Raw genomic sequence first — 15,314 nt, 5'->3', positions numbered from 1 at the left:
CCTGAGCTGGATATAAATACAGACTATCCCTGACGTTCCAGTAGACTGTCAAGCAAGGCTTCATCCAATTGCTGCCGATCCAGTTTGAGGTATCCGGCGGACTCTTCGGCCAGCAAAACCACTTCCACCACACCCGGTACGGCCAGAAGCTGCTCACGCAAAGCGGGCAATTCTGTTGCAGCCACTTGCAGCGAAAAAACCCGGCTGGACAGATGCCTTGGTGGTTGAAAGCCCAGCAGCAACACCAGCCAGAGACCACATAACACTGCCGCCCCAAATAAAACTCCGGTTGCATCCCAGTGTGTCAGCACCCAACCACCCGCCACACCACCCACAAAGGCACCAAGAAACTGGGAGGTGGAATAAACACCCATTGCGGTTCCTTTGGCCGCCACCGGTGCCTGCTTGCTGATTAATGAGGGCAGGCTTGCTTCCAGCAGGTTAAAACCCGTGAAAAAAATCCACAAACCCGGCAACAACAACCAACTGAGTGAACTGGTCATGATCAACAGCGACACCAGCAACAAGCCAACCGCCAACAACAGCATCGCTTTCATTTTGCGACCTTTTTCACCAATGATGATCAAGGGAATCATGGTAAAAAAGCCCAGCAACATGGTCAGCAGGTAAATCCAGCCATGTTGATTCAGTGTCCAGCCAGCCTGTTGCAGTAACAAGGGCACCGCCAGGAAAATACCGGTTAACAGCAGGTGCAACAACAAGATACTGAGGTCCAGCCGCAATAACTGCGGATGACGCACCACGTCTTTTAAACGTGCTGGATCAATGCCTGCATCCAGATGGCGGCGCTGTTGCATGGGGCTGGGCACCCAGCGCCAGACCAGCAGCATACCAAACACACTCAACAAGGCGGTCAGCCAGAACAACCCCGACAGGCCCAACCAGCCAGCCAACCAGGGACCGGCAGCCATTGCCACAATAAAGGCAAGCCCGATGCTGATGCCTACGGTTGCCATTGCCTGGGTACGGCGTTCATCGCGGGTCAGATCAGCCAGCAAGGCCATCAATACACTGGCAATGGCACCCGCACCTTGTAGTGCGCGCCCTAATGTCAGCATCAACAAGCTATCTGCTGTTGCGGCCACCAGGCTGCCCAGTGCAAAAACCACCAGACCAGCATAAATCAGCGGCTTGCGCCCAAAGCGATCGGAAAGCCAACCAAAAGGAAGCTGCAACAAGGCCTGGGTGAAGCCATAAATGCCAATCACCAGCCCGATTGCCAGCGGGGTGGCACCCTCATACTCTTGCAGTAACAAGGGCATGACCGGCAAGACCATGAACAGCCCGAGCATGCGCAACCCATAAAGGCTTGCCAGTCCACTGACTGCTCTGAGTTCAACCGATGTTAATGCATCTCGTGCCATGTAAAAATCCGGGTTGCAACTGCCGCTGCTTCACTGCAGGACAAACCGACAATTCTACTCTGCTGGGCCTCACCTCACCACCCTTACAGCACCACCCTTGCTACACCGGCAAACCCTTCAGTGCTAACCGGGGGCAGACAGGAGCACTCACTGAAACCTATAATGGCCGGTTGCTATTAATCGGGAGAAAACGGGTGGCTCTGGATAAGATCAGTGTGCGTGGGGCCAGAACCCACAACTTGAAGAATGTTTCGGTCGAGATTCCGCGTGACAAACTGGTGGTGATCACCGGTTTATCCGGATCCGGCAAGTCATCTCTGGCTTTTGACACCCTTTATGCGGAAGGCCAGCGGCGTTATGTGGAATCCTTGTCGGCTTATGCGCGCCAGTTCCTGTCGATGATGGAAAAACCCGATGTGGACCACATCGAAGGCCTGTCTCCAGCCATTTCGATTGAACAGAAATCCACCTCACACAACCCCCGCTCCACTGTTGGCACCATCACTGAAATCTACGATTACCTGCGCCTGCTTTATGCTCGCACCGGCATTCCCCGCTGCCCCGAACATGATGTGCCACTGGAAGCCAAAACCGTTACGGAAATGGTTGATGAGGTACTGAAGCTGCCGGAAGACAGCCGCATCCTGATCCTTGCCCCGGTGGTGCAGGACCGCAAGGGTGAACACCTGAACCTGCTGGCCGACTTGCGTGCTCAGGGTTTCATTCGCGCCCGCATCAACGGCCAGGTGGTGGAGCTGGATGAAGCACCGGCACTGGATAAAAAGCGCAAACACACCATTGAAGTGGTGGTGGACCGCCTGAAGGTGCGTGATGACCAACAGCTGCGACTGGCAGAATCCTTTGAAACTGCACTGGGGCTCTCCGACGGTCTGGCACTGGTGAGTTTTATGGATGGCACACAGCCAGACCTGCTGTTCTCAGCCAGTTTTGCCTGCCCGCACTGTGGTTATGCGTTGTCCGAGCTTGAACCCAGGCTCTTCTCCTTCAACAACCCCGCCGGAGCCTGTCCGACCTGTGACGGATTGGGTATGAAGCAGTTTTTTGATGAACATAAACTGATTGTGGCACCGGAACTGTCACTGGCAGAAGGGGTGATCAAAGGCTGGGACCGGCGCAACATTTATTATTTTGGTCTGCTCAAACACCTGGCAAAACATTATAACTTTGCACTGGAAACGCCCTGGCAGCAGTTGCCACACCGGATACAGCAAGTGGTACTGCATGGCAGTGGCACTGAAGCCGTTGAGTTTGTTTACCCCGGTGAACGCGGCCAACAGGTTACCAAGGCGCATCCCTTTGAAGGTGTGATCCCCAACCTGGAGCGGCGTTATCGTGAAACGGATTCCCAGAGCCTGCGTGAAGAACTGGCACGCCTGCTGACCACTCATGCCTGTCCCGACTGTGAAGGCAGCCGTCTGCGGGAATCAGCCCGTCATGTGTTTGTGGGTGACATGAACCTGCCGGCGCTGGTGAAAATGCCACTGGGTGAAGCGCGTGACTATTTCAGCCAGTTGAAGCTGGAAGGAAGGCGCGGTGAAATTGCCGCCCGCATCCTGCAGGAAATCATTGAACGCCTGAACTTCCTGGTGAATGTCGGTCTGGATTACCTGTCGCTGGATCGCAGTGCGGAAACCCTGTCCGGTGGGGAAGCGCAGCGCATTCGACTGGCCAGCCAGATCGGTGCCGGCCTGGTGGGCGTGATGTACATCCTTGACGAGCCTTCCATTGGACTCCACCAGCGTGATAACGAACGACTGCTGAATACCCTGACCCACCTGCGTGACCTGGGCAATACCGTACTGGTGGTGGAACATGATGAAGATGCCATCCGCACGGCAGACTGGCTGCTGGATATTGGACCGGGTGCCGGTGTACATGGCGGCCGGATAGTTGCACAAGGCACGCCGGAGCAGGTGATGGCCTGCACAGAATCCATCACCGCCGATTACCTGACCGGTCGTCGTCGCATTGAAATTCCACAGGTACGCCACCTGAATGAACCTAACAAACAACTGGTGATTCGTGGTGCCAGCGGCAATAACTTAAAAGGGGAAAGCGTCAGCATCCCGCTGGGCATCATGACCTGCATCACCGGTGTTTCCGGCTCCGGCAAATCCACCCTGATCAATGCCACCCTTTACCCCCATGCTGCCAGATTACTGAATGGCGCCACCAGCCTCGAACCTGAAGCCTGCGAGGGCATTGATGGGCTGGATCAGCTGGACAAGGTGATTGATATCGACCAGAGCCCGATCGGGCGCACCCCCCGCTCCAACCCTGCGACCTATACCGGCATTTTCACACCGGTGCGTGAGCTTTTTGCCGGCACCCAGGAATCCAGATCACGGGGTTACAAACCCGGCCGCTTCAGCTTCAACGTCAAGGGCGGCCGCTGTGAAGCCTGCCAGGGTGATGGTTTGATCAAGGTGGAAATGCATTTTCTGCCAGATATTTATGTGCCCTGTGATGTTTGTAAGGCCAAACGCTACAACCGTGAAACCCTGGAAATACGCTACAAGGGCAAGAACATTCATGAAGTGCTGGAAATGACCATTGAAGAAGCCAGAGACTTCTTCAGTGCCGTACCAGCCATTGCCAGAAGACTGCAAACCCTGATTGATGTCGGGCTATCGTATATCCGTCTCGGCCAGAGTGCCACCACCCTGTCCGGCGGAGAAGCCCAGCGTGTGAAACTGGCCAGGGAGCTGGCCAGACGGGATACCGGCAAAACCCTCTACATCCTTGATGAACCCACCACAGGCCTGCACTTCGAAGACATCCGCCAACTGCTGACGGTATTGCACCGGCTGCGCGATCACGGCAACACCCTGGTGATCATTGAACACAACCTGGATGTGATCAAAACCGCCGACTGGATCATCGACATGGGGCCAGAAGGTGGCAAGGGTGGCGGCCAGGTGATTGCGGAGGGCACGCCAGAAGCCGTGGCATGTATGCCTCAGTCACACACCGGGCGCTTTTTGGCGCGGCTACTGGAACAACAGGGATAAGGGTTATCCCAGGCATAAAAAAACCGGCCAAAAGGCCGGTTTTTTAGTGACTGGCAACAGAACTTATTCTGCAGCTTCGCCACTCGCGCGATCCACCAGCTCAACATAAGCCATGGGAGCGCTGTCGCCGGGGCGTAGGCCGCACTTCAGAATGCGGACATAACCACCGGGACGATTGGCAAAGCGCTTACCAAGATCGGTAAACAGTTTGCCAACAGCTTCTTTGGAACCGGTACGGGCAAAAGCCAGACGACGGTTCGCAACGCTGTCCACCTTGGCCAGAGTGATCAGCGGCTCAATGACGCGACGCAGCTCTTTGGCTTTTGGCAGGGTTGTTTTAATCACTTCGTGCTCAACCAGTGAAACGCTCATGTTCTTGAACATGGCCTTGCGGTGAGCGCTGGTACGATTCAGCTTACGACCACTCTTACGATGACGCATTGTCGTTTATCCTTTCAAACCTTGAGGACTTGAATGACGCTCAGGCCGAAGCCTTGTCGTCGCTCTTCAGGCTGGCCGGAGGCCAGTTTTCCAACCGCATGCCCAGAGACAGGCCACGGGCCGCGAGAACATCCTTGATTTCTGTCAGGGACTTTTTACCCAGGTTCGGAGTCTTCAGCAGCTCAACTTCAGTGCGCTGGATCAGATCACCGATATAGTAAATGTTCTCGGCTTTCAGACAGTTGGCAGAGCGGACGGTCAGTTCAAGATCATCCACCGGACGCAGCAGGACTGGATCAATCTGATCTTCCTCTTCGACCGGCTCTTGCTGTTTGTCTGTTTCGAGATCAACGAAGGCAGCCAGCTGTTCCTGCAGGATGGTTGCCGCACGACGAATGGACTCTTCCGGGTCCAGTGTACCGTCGGTTTCCAGTTCCAGAACCAGCTTATCAAGGTCTGTACGCTGCTCTACACGGGCCGCTTCAACAGAATAAGCCACGCGGATTACCGGACTGAAAGTTGCATCCAGTGCCAGGCGGCCGATTGGACGAGTTTCGTCTTCATCAGATACACGGGCATCAGCCGGTACGTAACCACGACCGGACTGAACACGAAGCTTCATGTTCAGTACTGCACCTTCATTCAGATTGGCAATCACCAGATCCGGGTTGATGATCTCGATATCATGATCACCCTGGATGTCACCGGCAGTGACAACACCCGGACCCTTTTTGGTCAGCGACAGCACCGCATCGTCACGGGTGAACATTTTCACCGCAACCTGCTTCAGGTTCAGAAGGATCTCGATGACATCTTCCTGAACACCTTCGATTGCACTGTACTCGTGCTCAACACCTTCAATTTCCGCCTCGACGATCGCGCAGCCGGGCATGGAAGAAAGCAGAATACGACGCAGAGCATTCCCAAGGGTATGTCCGAAACCACGCTCGAAAGGCTCGAGAATGATTTTTGCACGAGTCGGACTCAGGGTCTCGACTTTAATGTCACGAGGGCGAAGAAACTCTGTCACTGAACGCTGCATAGAAACACCTGTTTGGCTGCCTGACGGTTACCCCAGATTACTTGGAGTAAAGCTCGACGATGAGGTTTTCGTTGATTTCACCGGAAAGGTCAGTGCGCTCAGGACGAGCCTTGTACGTACCTTCCAGTTTACCGGCATCAACTTCAACCCAGGAAACATCCGAGCGCTGACCAGTCAGTTGCAGGGCATTTTTGATGCGCAGCTGCTGCTTGGCTTTTTCGCGCACGGCAACTACATCACCGGGCTGAACCTGGTAAGAAGGAATATTCACTGTCTTACCATTCACAGTCAGGGCCTTGTGGCTAACCAACTGACGTGCTTCTGCACGAGTGGAGCCAAAGCCCATGCGATAAACTACGTTATCCAGGCGGCCTTCCAGCAGTTGCAGCAGGTTTTCGCCCGTTGCGCCTTTCATGCTGGCAGCAGCCTTGTAGTAGTTACGGAACTGTTTTTCCAGCACACCATACATACGGCGTACTTTCTGTTTTTCGCGCAGCTGCAGACCGTAGTCAGACAGACGACCGCGACGCTGACCATGCTGACCAGGAACGGATTCGGATTTGCACTTCTTTTCGAAGGCAGTCACACCGCTCTTCAGCAGCAGATCAGTACCCTCACGACGTGAGAGTTTGCATTTTGGACCTAAGTAACGAGCCATGAATCTGTCTCCTTATACGCGGCGTTTCTTCGGTGGACGACAACCGTTGTGTGGAATCGGGGTCACATCGGTGATGTTGGTGACCTTGAAACCAGCAGCGTTCAGGGCACGAACGGCAGATTCACGGCCTGGGCCCGGGCCCTTGACCATTACGTCGACGTTCTTCAGACCATACTCGGCTGCCGCAGTTGCGGCACGTTCACTCGCGACTTGCGCTGCGAACGGGGTGCTCTTGCGAGAACCACGAAAACCCGAACCACCGGCAGTTGCCCAGGAAAGGGTGTTGCCCTGGCGGTCAGTTATCGTAATGATGGTATTGTTAAAAGACGCATGGATGTGGGCAATGCCATCAACCACTGTCTTTTTAACTTTTTTACGAGTACGCGGGTTAGCCATAGTACTATTTTTCCTGAATGTTCGCGGGTTGGCGCACACTCATGAGCGTGCGCTGACCGGCTTATTTGCGAATTGGTTTACGCGGTCCTTTGCGGGTACGCGCGTTGGTTTTGGTGCGCTGACCACGAACCGGCAGGTTACGACGGTGACGAATGCCACGGTTGCAGCCCAGATCCATCAGACGCTTGATGTTCAGTGTAATTTCACGACGCAGGTCACCTTCAACGGTGTACACGCCCACAGCATTACGCAGGCTGTCCAGCTCGTCGACAGACAGGTCGCCGATTTTACGGTTAGGTGCAATTCCGGCCTTTTCACAGATGGCCTGAGCACGCGTCTTGCCAATACCAAAAATATAGGTCAGCGAGATTACCGCATGCTTGTTGTCCGGAATGTTGACACCAGCAATACGTGCCATTCAATTTACTCCGATTCCAGGTCGAAAAATCGACCACCAGTTTTTAAGTCCATAAAGGGCGCAAAAGCTTACCCCCTGATAAGAAAAATATCAAGGGGCAGCTTTAACAGACCTTTTATGGTCCTGTCCAGGGCGATTAACCCTGGCGCTGTTTGTGACGCGGCTCGATGCAGATAACGCGAACAGAACCACGACGACGAATGATCTTACAGTTACGACAGATCTTCTTTACAGATGCACGAACTTTCATCTTCTACTCCGTTCCCTTGCAGGCCTCGCGTCTCAGCGACGACCATAGCCCTTAAGGTTGGCTTTCTTAAGCAAAGACTGATTCTGGTACTGATGCGACATCATGTGCGACTGCAACTGAGCCATGAAATCCATTACTACAACAACAACAATCAGAAGTGATGTGCCGCCGACGTAGAAAGGGATATTCCAGGCCACCTGCAGGAACTGAGGCATCAGGGAAACAGCCGTGATATACAGAGCCCCGAACAGGGTCAGACGAGTGACCACCCCATCAATGTATTTTGCTGTTTGCTCACCCGGACGGATACCCGGCAAAAAGGCACCTGAACGCTTGAGGTTTTCAGCAATTTCTTTGGGGTTGAACATGAGTGCTGTATAAAAGAAGCAGAAGAATACAACACTGAGTGCAAAAAGCAAGATGTACAGGGGTGCACCAGGCGCAAGCAATTGCGCAAGGTCCTGCAACAGGGTCAAGCCTTCAGCACTACCAAACCACTGTCCGATGGATGCAGGGAACAACAGGATACTGGAAGCAAAAATGGGCGGTATCACACCGGCCATGTTCACCTTGAGCGGCAGATGATTGGACTGAGCTGCAAAAACCTGATTACCAACCTGGCGTTTGGCATAGTTCACCGTCACACGACGCTGACCACGCTCAATAAACACCACAAAGGCAACAGTGGCAATCGCCAGCACACCGATCACCAGCAGCGGAATCAGGTTCCAGGAACCTTCGCTACGGGCAACTTCCAGTGAACTGCCGATGGCTCCGGGCAGACCGGCAACAATACCGGCAAAAATCAGCAGCGAAATACCGTTACCGATACCCCGCTCGGTGATCTGCTCACCCAGCCACATCAGGAATACTGCACCACAAACCAGCGTCGTTACCGCGACAAAGTAAAACCCGAAGTTCGCCATGTAGACGACACCACTTTGTCCCGCCAGCCCCACTGACATACCAATCGCCTGAACCAGCGCCAGGAACACCGTGCCGTAGCGGGTGTACTGGTTGATTTTACGACGACCGGCCTCACCTTCTTTTTTCAGCGCTTCAAGCTTGGGTGTTACAGCCGTCAGCAGCTGCATGATGATCGAGGCAGAAATATAGGGCATGATGCCCAGTGCCAGGATACTCATGTTTTCCAGTGCACCACCCGAGAACATGTTGAACATGTCCAGGATGGTGCCCCGGTTTTGCTCGAAGATGGCAGCAAGCTGATCAGGATTGATACCAGGCACAGGCACATGCGCACCGATGCGGTAGACGATAATCGCCAACACAACAAATCTGAGGCGCGCCCAGAGCTCGCTGAGACCGCCTTGATTACCTGGTAGGGTTCCTGGTTTTGCCATTTCGTCCTCGACTTACTTAGTCTTCGACCTTACCGCCAGCCGCTTCGATGGCCGCACGAGCACCCTTGGTGGCCTTCAGGCCCTTCACGGTGACAGCACGGTTGATTTCGCCAGACAGGATCACCTTGACAAACTGCGTGGCATCTTTAATGACATCCGCAGCTTTCAGGGTTTCCAGTGTGACCAGATCACCTTCCACCAGTGCGATTTCATGCAAACGCACTTCAGCACTCAGAGGTGCTTTATGCGAAGTGAAACCGAACTTCGGCAGACGACGCTGCAACGGCATCTGACCACCTTCAAAACCTGGTGATACCTTGCCGCCAGAGCGGGATTTCTGACCCTTGTGGCCGCGACCACCGGTTTTACCCAGGCCACTGCCGATACCGCGGCCAACACGCTTGCCCGCAGGTTTGGAGCCCGGTGCCGGGCTCAGATCGTTCAGTTGCATGACTTAAGCTCCTTCGACCTGCAGCATGTAGCTGACCTTATTGATCATGCCACGCACTGCCGGAGTGTCTTCCACTTCGACCTGATGGCCGATGCGGCGCAGACCCAGACCTTTGACACACAGCTTGTGTTTCGGCAGTGTACCAATGGGGCTGCGTACCAGAGTGACTTTCAATTTCGCCATGGTATTACCCCAGAATGTCTTCTACGGTCTTGCCGCGCTTGGCAGCAATGTCTTCCGGCGCCTGCATGGCAGCCAGACCCTTGATGGTGGCACGCACTACGTTCACCGGATTGGTGGAGCCATAGCACTTGGCCAGTACGTTTTGTACACCGGCCAGCTCCAGCACAGAGCGCATGGCACCACCAGCGATGATTCCAGTACCTTCAGAGGCAGGCTGCATGAAGATCTTGGACGCACCGTGAGCGGCGCGCACAGGATATTGCAGGGTGGTGCCATCCAGCTGTACGTTCACCATGTTGCGGCGAGCCTGCTCCATTGCTTTCTGAATCGCTACAGGCACTTCACGCGCCTTGCCACGACCAAAACCAACGCGGCCATTGCCGTCACCAACAACAGTCAGAGCGGTGAACGCAAAAATGCGTCCACCCTTGACCACTTTGGCGACACGGTTAACCTGTACAAGCTTTTCCTGCAGGTCACCGGCTGTTTTTTCAATATTCGCCATTGTCACACCCTTTAGAATTCCAGGCCGCCTTCACGGGCCGCATCAGCCAGGGCCTTCACGCGTCCGTGATATTTAAAACCGCCGCGGTCAAAGGCAACGGCGTTGATGCCAGCTGCTTTTGCACGTTCAGCGATCAGCTTGCCCACCTTGGTGGCGGCTTCAATGTTACCGGTCGCACCAGCGCGCAGGCTGGAATCCAGTGTGGAAGCACTGGCCAGCACCTGACCACCATCGGCGGAAATGATCTGCGCGTAAATGTGCCGCGGAGTGCGGTTCACGCACAGGCGTACTGCACCCAGCTCGCGAATTTTGGCGCGGGCACGGCGGGCACGACGTAAACGAGATTCTTTCTTCGCGTTCATAACCCTGCCTTACTTCTTCTTGGCTTCTTTACGACGAACTTGTTCGTCGCTATAGCGGATGCCCTTGCCCTTATAGGGTTCCGGACGGCGGTAATTGCGGATCTCTGCAGCCACCTGACCCAGAAGTTGCTTGTCAGCACCTTTCAGGATGATCTGGGTGTTGCTCGGAGTCTCGGCAGTTACACCGGCCGGCAGGTCATAATCCACCGGATGGGAGAAGCCCAAGGTGAGATTGATGGTTTGCCCTTTGACTTGTGCGCGGTAACCCACACCGTTGATTTCCAGAGTTCTGGTGAAGCCCTGGGAAACACCGGTCAGCATATTGTTGACCAGTGCACGGGTGGTGCCGGCATGAGCCCAGGCAGCCTTGTTGTTCGGGTTGCCAGCGGCAACCGTCACGGTCGTACCTTCCACTTTCACATCAACCAGCGGATGCAGGTTGAGCTCCAGTGTGCCATTGCCACCTTTTGCGGTAAGCTTGCGGTCATTGACCTTGAAGTCAACGCCAGCTGGCAGTTCAATCGGTTTCTTTGCTACACGGGACATTGCACTCTCCCTTAGAACACGGTGCAGATGACTTCGCCACCGACACCGGCCGCGCGCGCAGCACGATCTGTCATCACACCCTTGGAGGTGGAAACAATCGCGATACCCAGACCGGCAGCAACCTTGGGCAGCTCACTCTTGCCCTTGTACTGACGCAGACTTGGCTTGCTGACACGTTCGATCTTCTCGATGACCGCTTTGCCTTCAAAGTACTTCAAGGTCACAGTCAGTTCGGGTTTAACATCGCCCTGGACGGAATAGTCCGCGATGTAACCCTCTTCTTTCAGCACCCGGGCAACTTCGATTTTCATCTTGGAAGACGGCATGGTGACCGTCTCTTTAGTTGCCATCTGGGCGTTGCGAATACGAGTAACCATATCCGCCAGGGTGTCTTGCATGCTCATTCGCTTTGCACTCCTGGATCCTGCTTACCAGCTGGACTTGCGCAGGCCCGGAACATCGCCACGCATAGCTGCTTTACGCAGTGCGTTGCGGCTCAGGCCGAACTTGTTGTAGAAACCATGCGGACGACCAGTCGCGCGACAGCGGTTACGCTGACGGGCTGGGCTGGAGTCGCGTGGCAGCTTCTGCAGCTGTTGCAGTGCCGCCCACTGATCCTCTTCAGAGGTCTGTGGGTTGACAATAATCGCTTTCAGCTCGGCACGCTTGGCAGCATATTTCTCTACCAGCTTGGCGCGCTTCAGCTCACGCTGCATCATGGAAACCTTCGCCATGTCTTTCCCCTTACTTCTTGAACGGGAAGCCAAGTGCTGCAAGCAGCGCACGGCCTTCGTCGTTGTTACGGGCAGTGGTGGTGATGGTTATGTCCAGACCGCGTACCCGGTCGACCTTGTCGTAGTCGATTTCGGGGAAAATGATCTGCTCACGCACACCCATGCTGTAGTTGCCACGGCCATCAAACGATTTGGGGTTCAGACCACGGAAGTCACGAATACGAGGAATCGCAACATCTACCAAACGGTCCAGAAAATCCCACATACGCTCCTGGCGCAGGGTCACCTTGCAGCCAATCGGCCAGCCTTCGCGGACTTTAAAGCCAGCGATGGACTTGCGGGCTTTGGTGATTACAGCTTTTTGCCCACTCAGTTTTTCCAAATCAGCGACGGCGTTCTCCATCAGCTTTTTATCGCTGAGCGCTTCACCCACACCCATGTTCAGGGTGATTTTGGTAATGCGTGGCACTTCCATCACATTCTTTAAGCCAAGCTCATCTTTCAGTTTGGCTGCAACTTCATCTTGGTAAAGATTTTTCAATCTAGCCATGCTGATACCTGACTTGATTAGGAGTCGATCTCAGCTTGAGTCGACTTGAAAATACGTACCTTGGAACCATCGTCCAGGACCTTGAATCCTACTCTATCAGCCTTGCCAGTTTCTTTATTGAAAATGGCAACGTTGGATGCATGAATGGGCGCTTCGCGCTCAATAATGCCGCCTGGCTGATTGGCATAGGGGTTCGGGCGGGTGTGACGCTTGATCATATTCACACCGGACACCACAAAGCGATCGTCTTTGAGAACGCGCTTTACAGTACCACGCTTACCCTTGTCTTTGCCTGCGATGACGATCACTTCATCGTCACGTTTAATTTTACGCATAACCGGCCTCGCTCCTTACAGCACTTCAGGTGCCAAGGAAATGATCTTCATGAACTTGTCGCCACGCAGCTCACGGGTTACCGGCCCAAAAATACGGGTGCCCATCGGGGCGTCCTTGTTATCCAGGATAACGGCAGCATTGCCGTCAAAACGGATAGCGGAACCGTCAGGACGACGTACCGGCGCCTTGGTGCGAACAACCACAGCCTTGAGAACCTGGCCCTTTTTCACCTTACCACGCGGGATGGCATCTTTTACGGTGACCTTGATGATGTCACCGACACGTGCATAGCGACGGTGGGAACCACCGAGCACCTTAATACACATGACGCGACGCGCGCCGCTGTTGTCGGCAACATCCAGCATTGATTGCGTCTGAATCATTGGTTATCTCCAAACTTGAAGCAGCTTAGGAGTCTGAGTTTCCTCAGACTTCCTTGGCGCGCTCAACAATCTCAACCAGTTTCCAGGTCTTCGTCTTGGACAGCGGACGGGTTTCCTGGATGGTTACGGTGTCACCCATGCGAGCATCGTTCGTCTCGTCATGTGCATGCATCTTGGTAGAGCGGCGAACGTACTTCCCATACAGAGGGTGAGCCACACTGCGCTCAACCACTACGGTGATGGATTTGTCCATTTTGTCGCTGACCACCTTGCCGGTGACAGTTCTTGCTTTCTTTTCGACTTCGGCCATGTTCAGTTACCTGCCTTATCGTTCAGCACGGTTTTAACGCGTGCTATATCGCGACGCAGCTGCTTGAGCACATGAGTCTGGCCCAGCTGACCGGTCACCTTACGCATGCGCAGTTGGAACTGCTCACGCAACAGGTTGTGCAGCTGCTCCTTGAGCTCATCGGCTGATTTGCCGCGCAGTTCTTGAGCTTTCATTACATCACCGTCCGTTTAACAAAAGTTGTCGGGATAGGAAGTTTGGCAGCTGCAAGAGCAAATGCCTCACGGGCCAGCTCTTCGGTAACACCTTCAACTTCGTACAGCACCTTACCCGGCTGGATCAGGGCAACCCAGTATTCCACGTTACCCTTACCCTTACCCATACGAACTTCCAACGGCTTTTCTGTGATCGGCTTGTCTGGGAAAACCCGGATCCAGATTTTACCACCACGCTTGATGTGGCGAGTCATGGTACGACGGGCCGCCTCAATCTGGCGGGCAGTCAGACGACCACGACCGGTGGCTTTCAGACCGAATTCACCAAAGCTGACCTTGTTTCCGCGCAGTGCCAGGCCGCGGTTACGGCCTGTGTGCAGCTTGCGGAATTTTGTACGCTTAGGCTGTAACATCGACTATCCCCTTACTTGGAACCTTTTTTCTTGGGTGCTGCCGGCTGCTGAGGCTGTTGGGCCTGCTTGGCAGCGTTTGCACGCACCTCTTCGATCCCGCCCAGGATCTCACCTTTGAAGATCCATACCTTGACGCCGATGACGCCATAAGTGGTGTGGGCTTCAGCAGTGGCGTAGTCGATATCGGCACGCAGGGTGTGCAGCGGCACACGACCTTCGCGATACCACTCGGAGCGGGCAATTTCAGCACCACCGAGACGACCACCAACCTGGATCTTGATGCCTTTGGCACCGAGACGCATGGCGTTCTGTACCGAGCGCTTCATGGCGCGACGGAACATGACGCGGCGCTCGAGCTGGCCGGCAACACTCTGGGCAACCAGAGCTGCATCCAGTTCAGGCTTACGAACTTCCTCAATGTTGATGTGCACTGGCACACCCATCATGTCGGATACGTCCTTACGCAGACGCTCAACGTCCTCACCTTTTTTACCAATCACAATACCTGGACGGGCAGTGTGAATGGTGATGCGGGCGTTGTTGGCCGGACGCTCGATCTGGATACGGCTGACAGCAGCTTGCTTCAGACGCTCTTCCAGAAAGCTGCGCACCTGCATGTCATTGTTCAGCTTGTCAGCATAAGCAGGGCCTTCGGCGTACCAGGTAGAGGTATGCTCTTTAACGATGCCCAAGCGAATGCCGGTCGGATTAACTTTCTGACCCATAGGGTGACTCCTTACCGGTCGGCTACCTTGACAGTGATATGGCAAGTGCGCTTGAGAATGCGGTCAGCACGGCCCTTGGCGCGCGGTTTAATGCGCTTCATGGTCATGCCTTCATCTACCATGATGGTAGAAACACGCAGTTCATCGATATCAGCACCTTCGTTATGCTCGGCGTTTGCAATTGCAGACTCCAGCACCTTCTTAACCAGCACAGCACCTTTTTTCGGGCTGAAGGTCAGCAGGTTGAGCGCATCAGCAACCTTCTTGCCACGCACCTGATCAGCAACCAAGCGAGCCTTCTGTGCGGACAGACGGGCACCACGCAGTTTAGCGGCGACTTCCATCATAACCTCCTGAATTAGCGCTTGGCTTTCTTGTCAGCTGCATGACCGCGATAAGTACGGGTAGCAGCAAATTCACCCAGCTTGTGACCGACCATCTCTTCAGTGATGTAAACCGGTACATGCTGGCGTCCATTGTGGACAGCAATCGTCAGGCCGATCATATCTGGAATGATCATGGAACGACGAGACCAAGTCTTAATTGGCTTCTTGTCTTTGCCTTCGACCGCAACTTCCACTTTTTTCAACAGATGAAGGTCAATGAAAGGACCTTTCTTCAGTGAACGAGGCACAGCGG

25 protein-coding genes are annotated in these 15,314 nt (G+C 54.4%); 1 reads left to right on the top strand and 24 read right to left on the bottom strand.

All coding sequences use genetic code 11. The annotated features are described in order from the left end of the window. Positions 1-23: 23 nt before the first annotated feature. Positions 24-1,385 (bottom strand): MFS transporter, encoded by a 1,362-nt coding sequence (locus BT114_RS12710; protein ID WP_072326882.1) that lies wholly within the window; start codon positions 1,383-1,385, stop codon positions 24-26. A gap of 200 nt (positions 1,386-1,585) precedes the next feature. Here BT114_RS12710 and uvrA point away from each other — a divergent pair, with 200 nt between their 5' ends. After that, complete coding sequence (gene uvrA, locus BT114_RS12705; protein ID WP_072326937.1) at positions 1,586-4,417, top strand: excinuclease ABC subunit UvrA; 2,832 nt, start codon at positions 1,586-1,588, stop codon at positions 4,415-4,417. Positions 4,418-4,480: 63 nt separating this feature from the next. On the opposite strand, the gene rplQ is transcribed toward uvrA, so the two are convergent. The 23 genes from rplQ to rpsS form a co-directional block, all read right to left on the bottom strand. Further along, complete coding sequence (gene rplQ / locus BT114_RS12700; RefSeq protein ID WP_072326881.1) at positions 4,481-4,858, bottom strand: 50S ribosomal protein L17; 378 nt, start codon at positions 4,856-4,858, stop codon at positions 4,481-4,483. Positions 4,859-4,898: 40 nt separating this feature from the next. Then, the gene (locus BT114_RS12695; RefSeq protein ID WP_072326880.1) at positions 4,899-5,900 is read right to left on the bottom strand and encodes a DNA-directed RNA polymerase subunit alpha; all 1,002 of its coding nucleotides are present in this window, start codon (positions 5,898-5,900) and stop codon (positions 4,899-4,901) included. Positions 5,901-5,937: 37 nt separating this feature from the next. Continuing rightward, positions 5,938-6,558, bottom strand: coding sequence for a 30S ribosomal protein S4 (rpsD, locus tag BT114_RS12690; protein WP_072326879.1), 621 nt, complete (start codon positions 6,556-6,558; stop codon positions 5,938-5,940). Positions 6,559-6,570: 12 nt separating this feature from the next. Beyond that, on the bottom strand, positions 6,571-6,954 hold the full coding sequence (gene rpsK / locus BT114_RS12685; RefSeq protein WP_072326878.1) for a 30S ribosomal protein S11: 384 nt from the start codon (positions 6,952-6,954) through the stop codon (positions 6,571-6,573). A 61-nt stretch (positions 6,955-7,015) separates the two neighbouring features. After that, a complete protein-coding gene (gene rpsM / locus BT114_RS12680; RefSeq protein ID WP_072326877.1) occupies positions 7,016-7,372 on the bottom strand; it encodes a 30S ribosomal protein S13 in 357 nt (118 codons plus the stop codon). A 136-nt stretch (positions 7,373-7,508) separates the two neighbouring features. Next, positions 7,509-7,622 (bottom strand): 50S ribosomal protein L36, encoded by a 114-nt coding sequence (gene rpmJ, locus BT114_RS12675; protein WP_072326876.1) that lies wholly within the window; start codon positions 7,620-7,622, stop codon positions 7,509-7,511. A gap of 32 nt (positions 7,623-7,654) precedes the next feature. Beyond that, on the bottom strand, positions 7,655-8,983 hold the full coding sequence (gene secY, locus BT114_RS12670) for a preprotein translocase subunit SecY (protein WP_072326875.1): 1,329 nt from the start codon (positions 8,981-8,983) through the stop codon (positions 7,655-7,657). Between the two features lie 16 nt (positions 8,984-8,999). Beyond that, entirely contained in the window at positions 9,000-9,434 is a 435-nt protein-coding gene (rplO, locus tag BT114_RS12665; protein ID WP_072326874.1) for a 50S ribosomal protein L15, read from the bottom strand. Between the two features lie 3 nt (positions 9,435-9,437). Beyond that, positions 9,438-9,617, bottom strand: coding sequence for a 50S ribosomal protein L30 (rpmD, locus tag BT114_RS12660; protein WP_072326873.1), 180 nt, complete (start codon positions 9,615-9,617; stop codon positions 9,438-9,440). A 4-nt stretch (positions 9,618-9,621) separates the two neighbouring features. Continuing rightward, the gene (rpsE, locus tag BT114_RS12655; protein WP_072326872.1) at positions 9,622-10,122 is read right to left on the bottom strand and encodes a 30S ribosomal protein S5; all 501 of its coding nucleotides are present in this window, start codon (positions 10,120-10,122) and stop codon (positions 9,622-9,624) included. 11 nt (positions 10,123-10,133) lie between these two features. Then, entirely contained in the window at positions 10,134-10,484 is a 351-nt protein-coding gene (rplR, locus tag BT114_RS12650) for a 50S ribosomal protein L18 (protein WP_072326871.1), read from the bottom strand. 9 nt (positions 10,485-10,493) lie between these two features. Continuing rightward, a complete protein-coding gene (rplF, locus tag BT114_RS12645) occupies positions 10,494-11,030 on the bottom strand; it encodes a 50S ribosomal protein L6 (protein ID WP_072326870.1) in 537 nt (178 codons plus the stop codon). An 11-nt stretch (positions 11,031-11,041) separates the two neighbouring features. Beyond that, the gene (gene rpsH, locus BT114_RS12640) at positions 11,042-11,434 is read right to left on the bottom strand and encodes a 30S ribosomal protein S8 (RefSeq protein ID WP_072326869.1); all 393 of its coding nucleotides are present in this window, start codon (positions 11,432-11,434) and stop codon (positions 11,042-11,044) included. Positions 11,435-11,458: 24 nt separating this feature from the next. After that, complete coding sequence (gene rpsN, locus BT114_RS12635) at positions 11,459-11,764, bottom strand: 30S ribosomal protein S14 (RefSeq protein WP_072326868.1); 306 nt, start codon at positions 11,762-11,764, stop codon at positions 11,459-11,461. Positions 11,765-11,774: 10 nt separating this feature from the next. Then, complete coding sequence (gene rplE, locus BT114_RS12630; protein ID WP_072326867.1) at positions 11,775-12,314, bottom strand: 50S ribosomal protein L5; 540 nt, start codon at positions 12,312-12,314, stop codon at positions 11,775-11,777. Positions 12,315-12,331: 17 nt separating this feature from the next. Then, positions 12,332-12,649: a 50S ribosomal protein L24 gene (gene rplX / locus BT114_RS12625; protein WP_072326866.1), complete on the bottom strand. Its 318-nt coding sequence runs from the start codon at positions 12,647-12,649 to the stop codon at positions 12,332-12,334. Between the two features lie 15 nt (positions 12,650-12,664). Continuing rightward, complete coding sequence (gene rplN / locus BT114_RS12620; RefSeq protein ID WP_072326865.1) at positions 12,665-13,033, bottom strand: 50S ribosomal protein L14; 369 nt, start codon at positions 13,031-13,033, stop codon at positions 12,665-12,667. Between the two features lie 43 nt (positions 13,034-13,076). Further along, on the bottom strand, positions 13,077-13,343 hold the full coding sequence (gene rpsQ, locus BT114_RS12615; RefSeq protein WP_072326864.1) for a 30S ribosomal protein S17: 267 nt from the start codon (positions 13,341-13,343) through the stop codon (positions 13,077-13,079). Positions 13,344-13,345: 2 nt separating this feature from the next. Beyond that, the gene (rpmC, locus tag BT114_RS12610) at positions 13,346-13,537 is read right to left on the bottom strand and encodes a 50S ribosomal protein L29 (protein WP_072326863.1); all 192 of its coding nucleotides are present in this window, start codon (positions 13,535-13,537) and stop codon (positions 13,346-13,348) included. After that, positions 13,537-13,950: a 50S ribosomal protein L16 gene (gene rplP / locus BT114_RS12605; protein WP_072326862.1), complete on the bottom strand. Its 414-nt coding sequence runs from the start codon at positions 13,948-13,950 to the stop codon at positions 13,537-13,539. The genes rpmC and rplP overlap by 1 nt, the downstream gene beginning before the upstream one ends. Positions 13,951-13,961: 11 nt before the next feature. Then, complete coding sequence (gene rpsC, locus BT114_RS12600; RefSeq protein ID WP_072326861.1) at positions 13,962-14,675, bottom strand: 30S ribosomal protein S3; 714 nt, start codon at positions 14,673-14,675, stop codon at positions 13,962-13,964. 11 nt (positions 14,676-14,686) lie between these two features. Then, positions 14,687-15,022: a 50S ribosomal protein L22 gene (gene rplV, locus BT114_RS12595; RefSeq protein ID WP_218163515.1), complete on the bottom strand. Its 336-nt coding sequence runs from the start codon at positions 15,020-15,022 to the stop codon at positions 14,687-14,689. An 11-nt stretch (positions 15,023-15,033) separates the two neighbouring features. Further along, positions 15,034-15,309 (bottom strand): 30S ribosomal protein S19, encoded by a 276-nt coding sequence (rpsS, locus tag BT114_RS12590; RefSeq protein ID WP_072326859.1) that lies wholly within the window; start codon positions 15,307-15,309, stop codon positions 15,034-15,036. Between the last annotated feature and the right edge of the window lie 5 nt (positions 15,310-15,314).

It is taken from the genome of Marinospirillum alkaliphilum DSM 21637, assembly GCF_900119735.1.
In the GTDB taxonomy this organism is placed as follows: Bacteria; Pseudomonadota; Gammaproteobacteria; order Pseudomonadales; family Halomonadaceae; genus Marinospirillum; species Marinospirillum alkaliphilum.
This window is presented reverse-complemented; position numbering and strand designations above follow the sequence as displayed.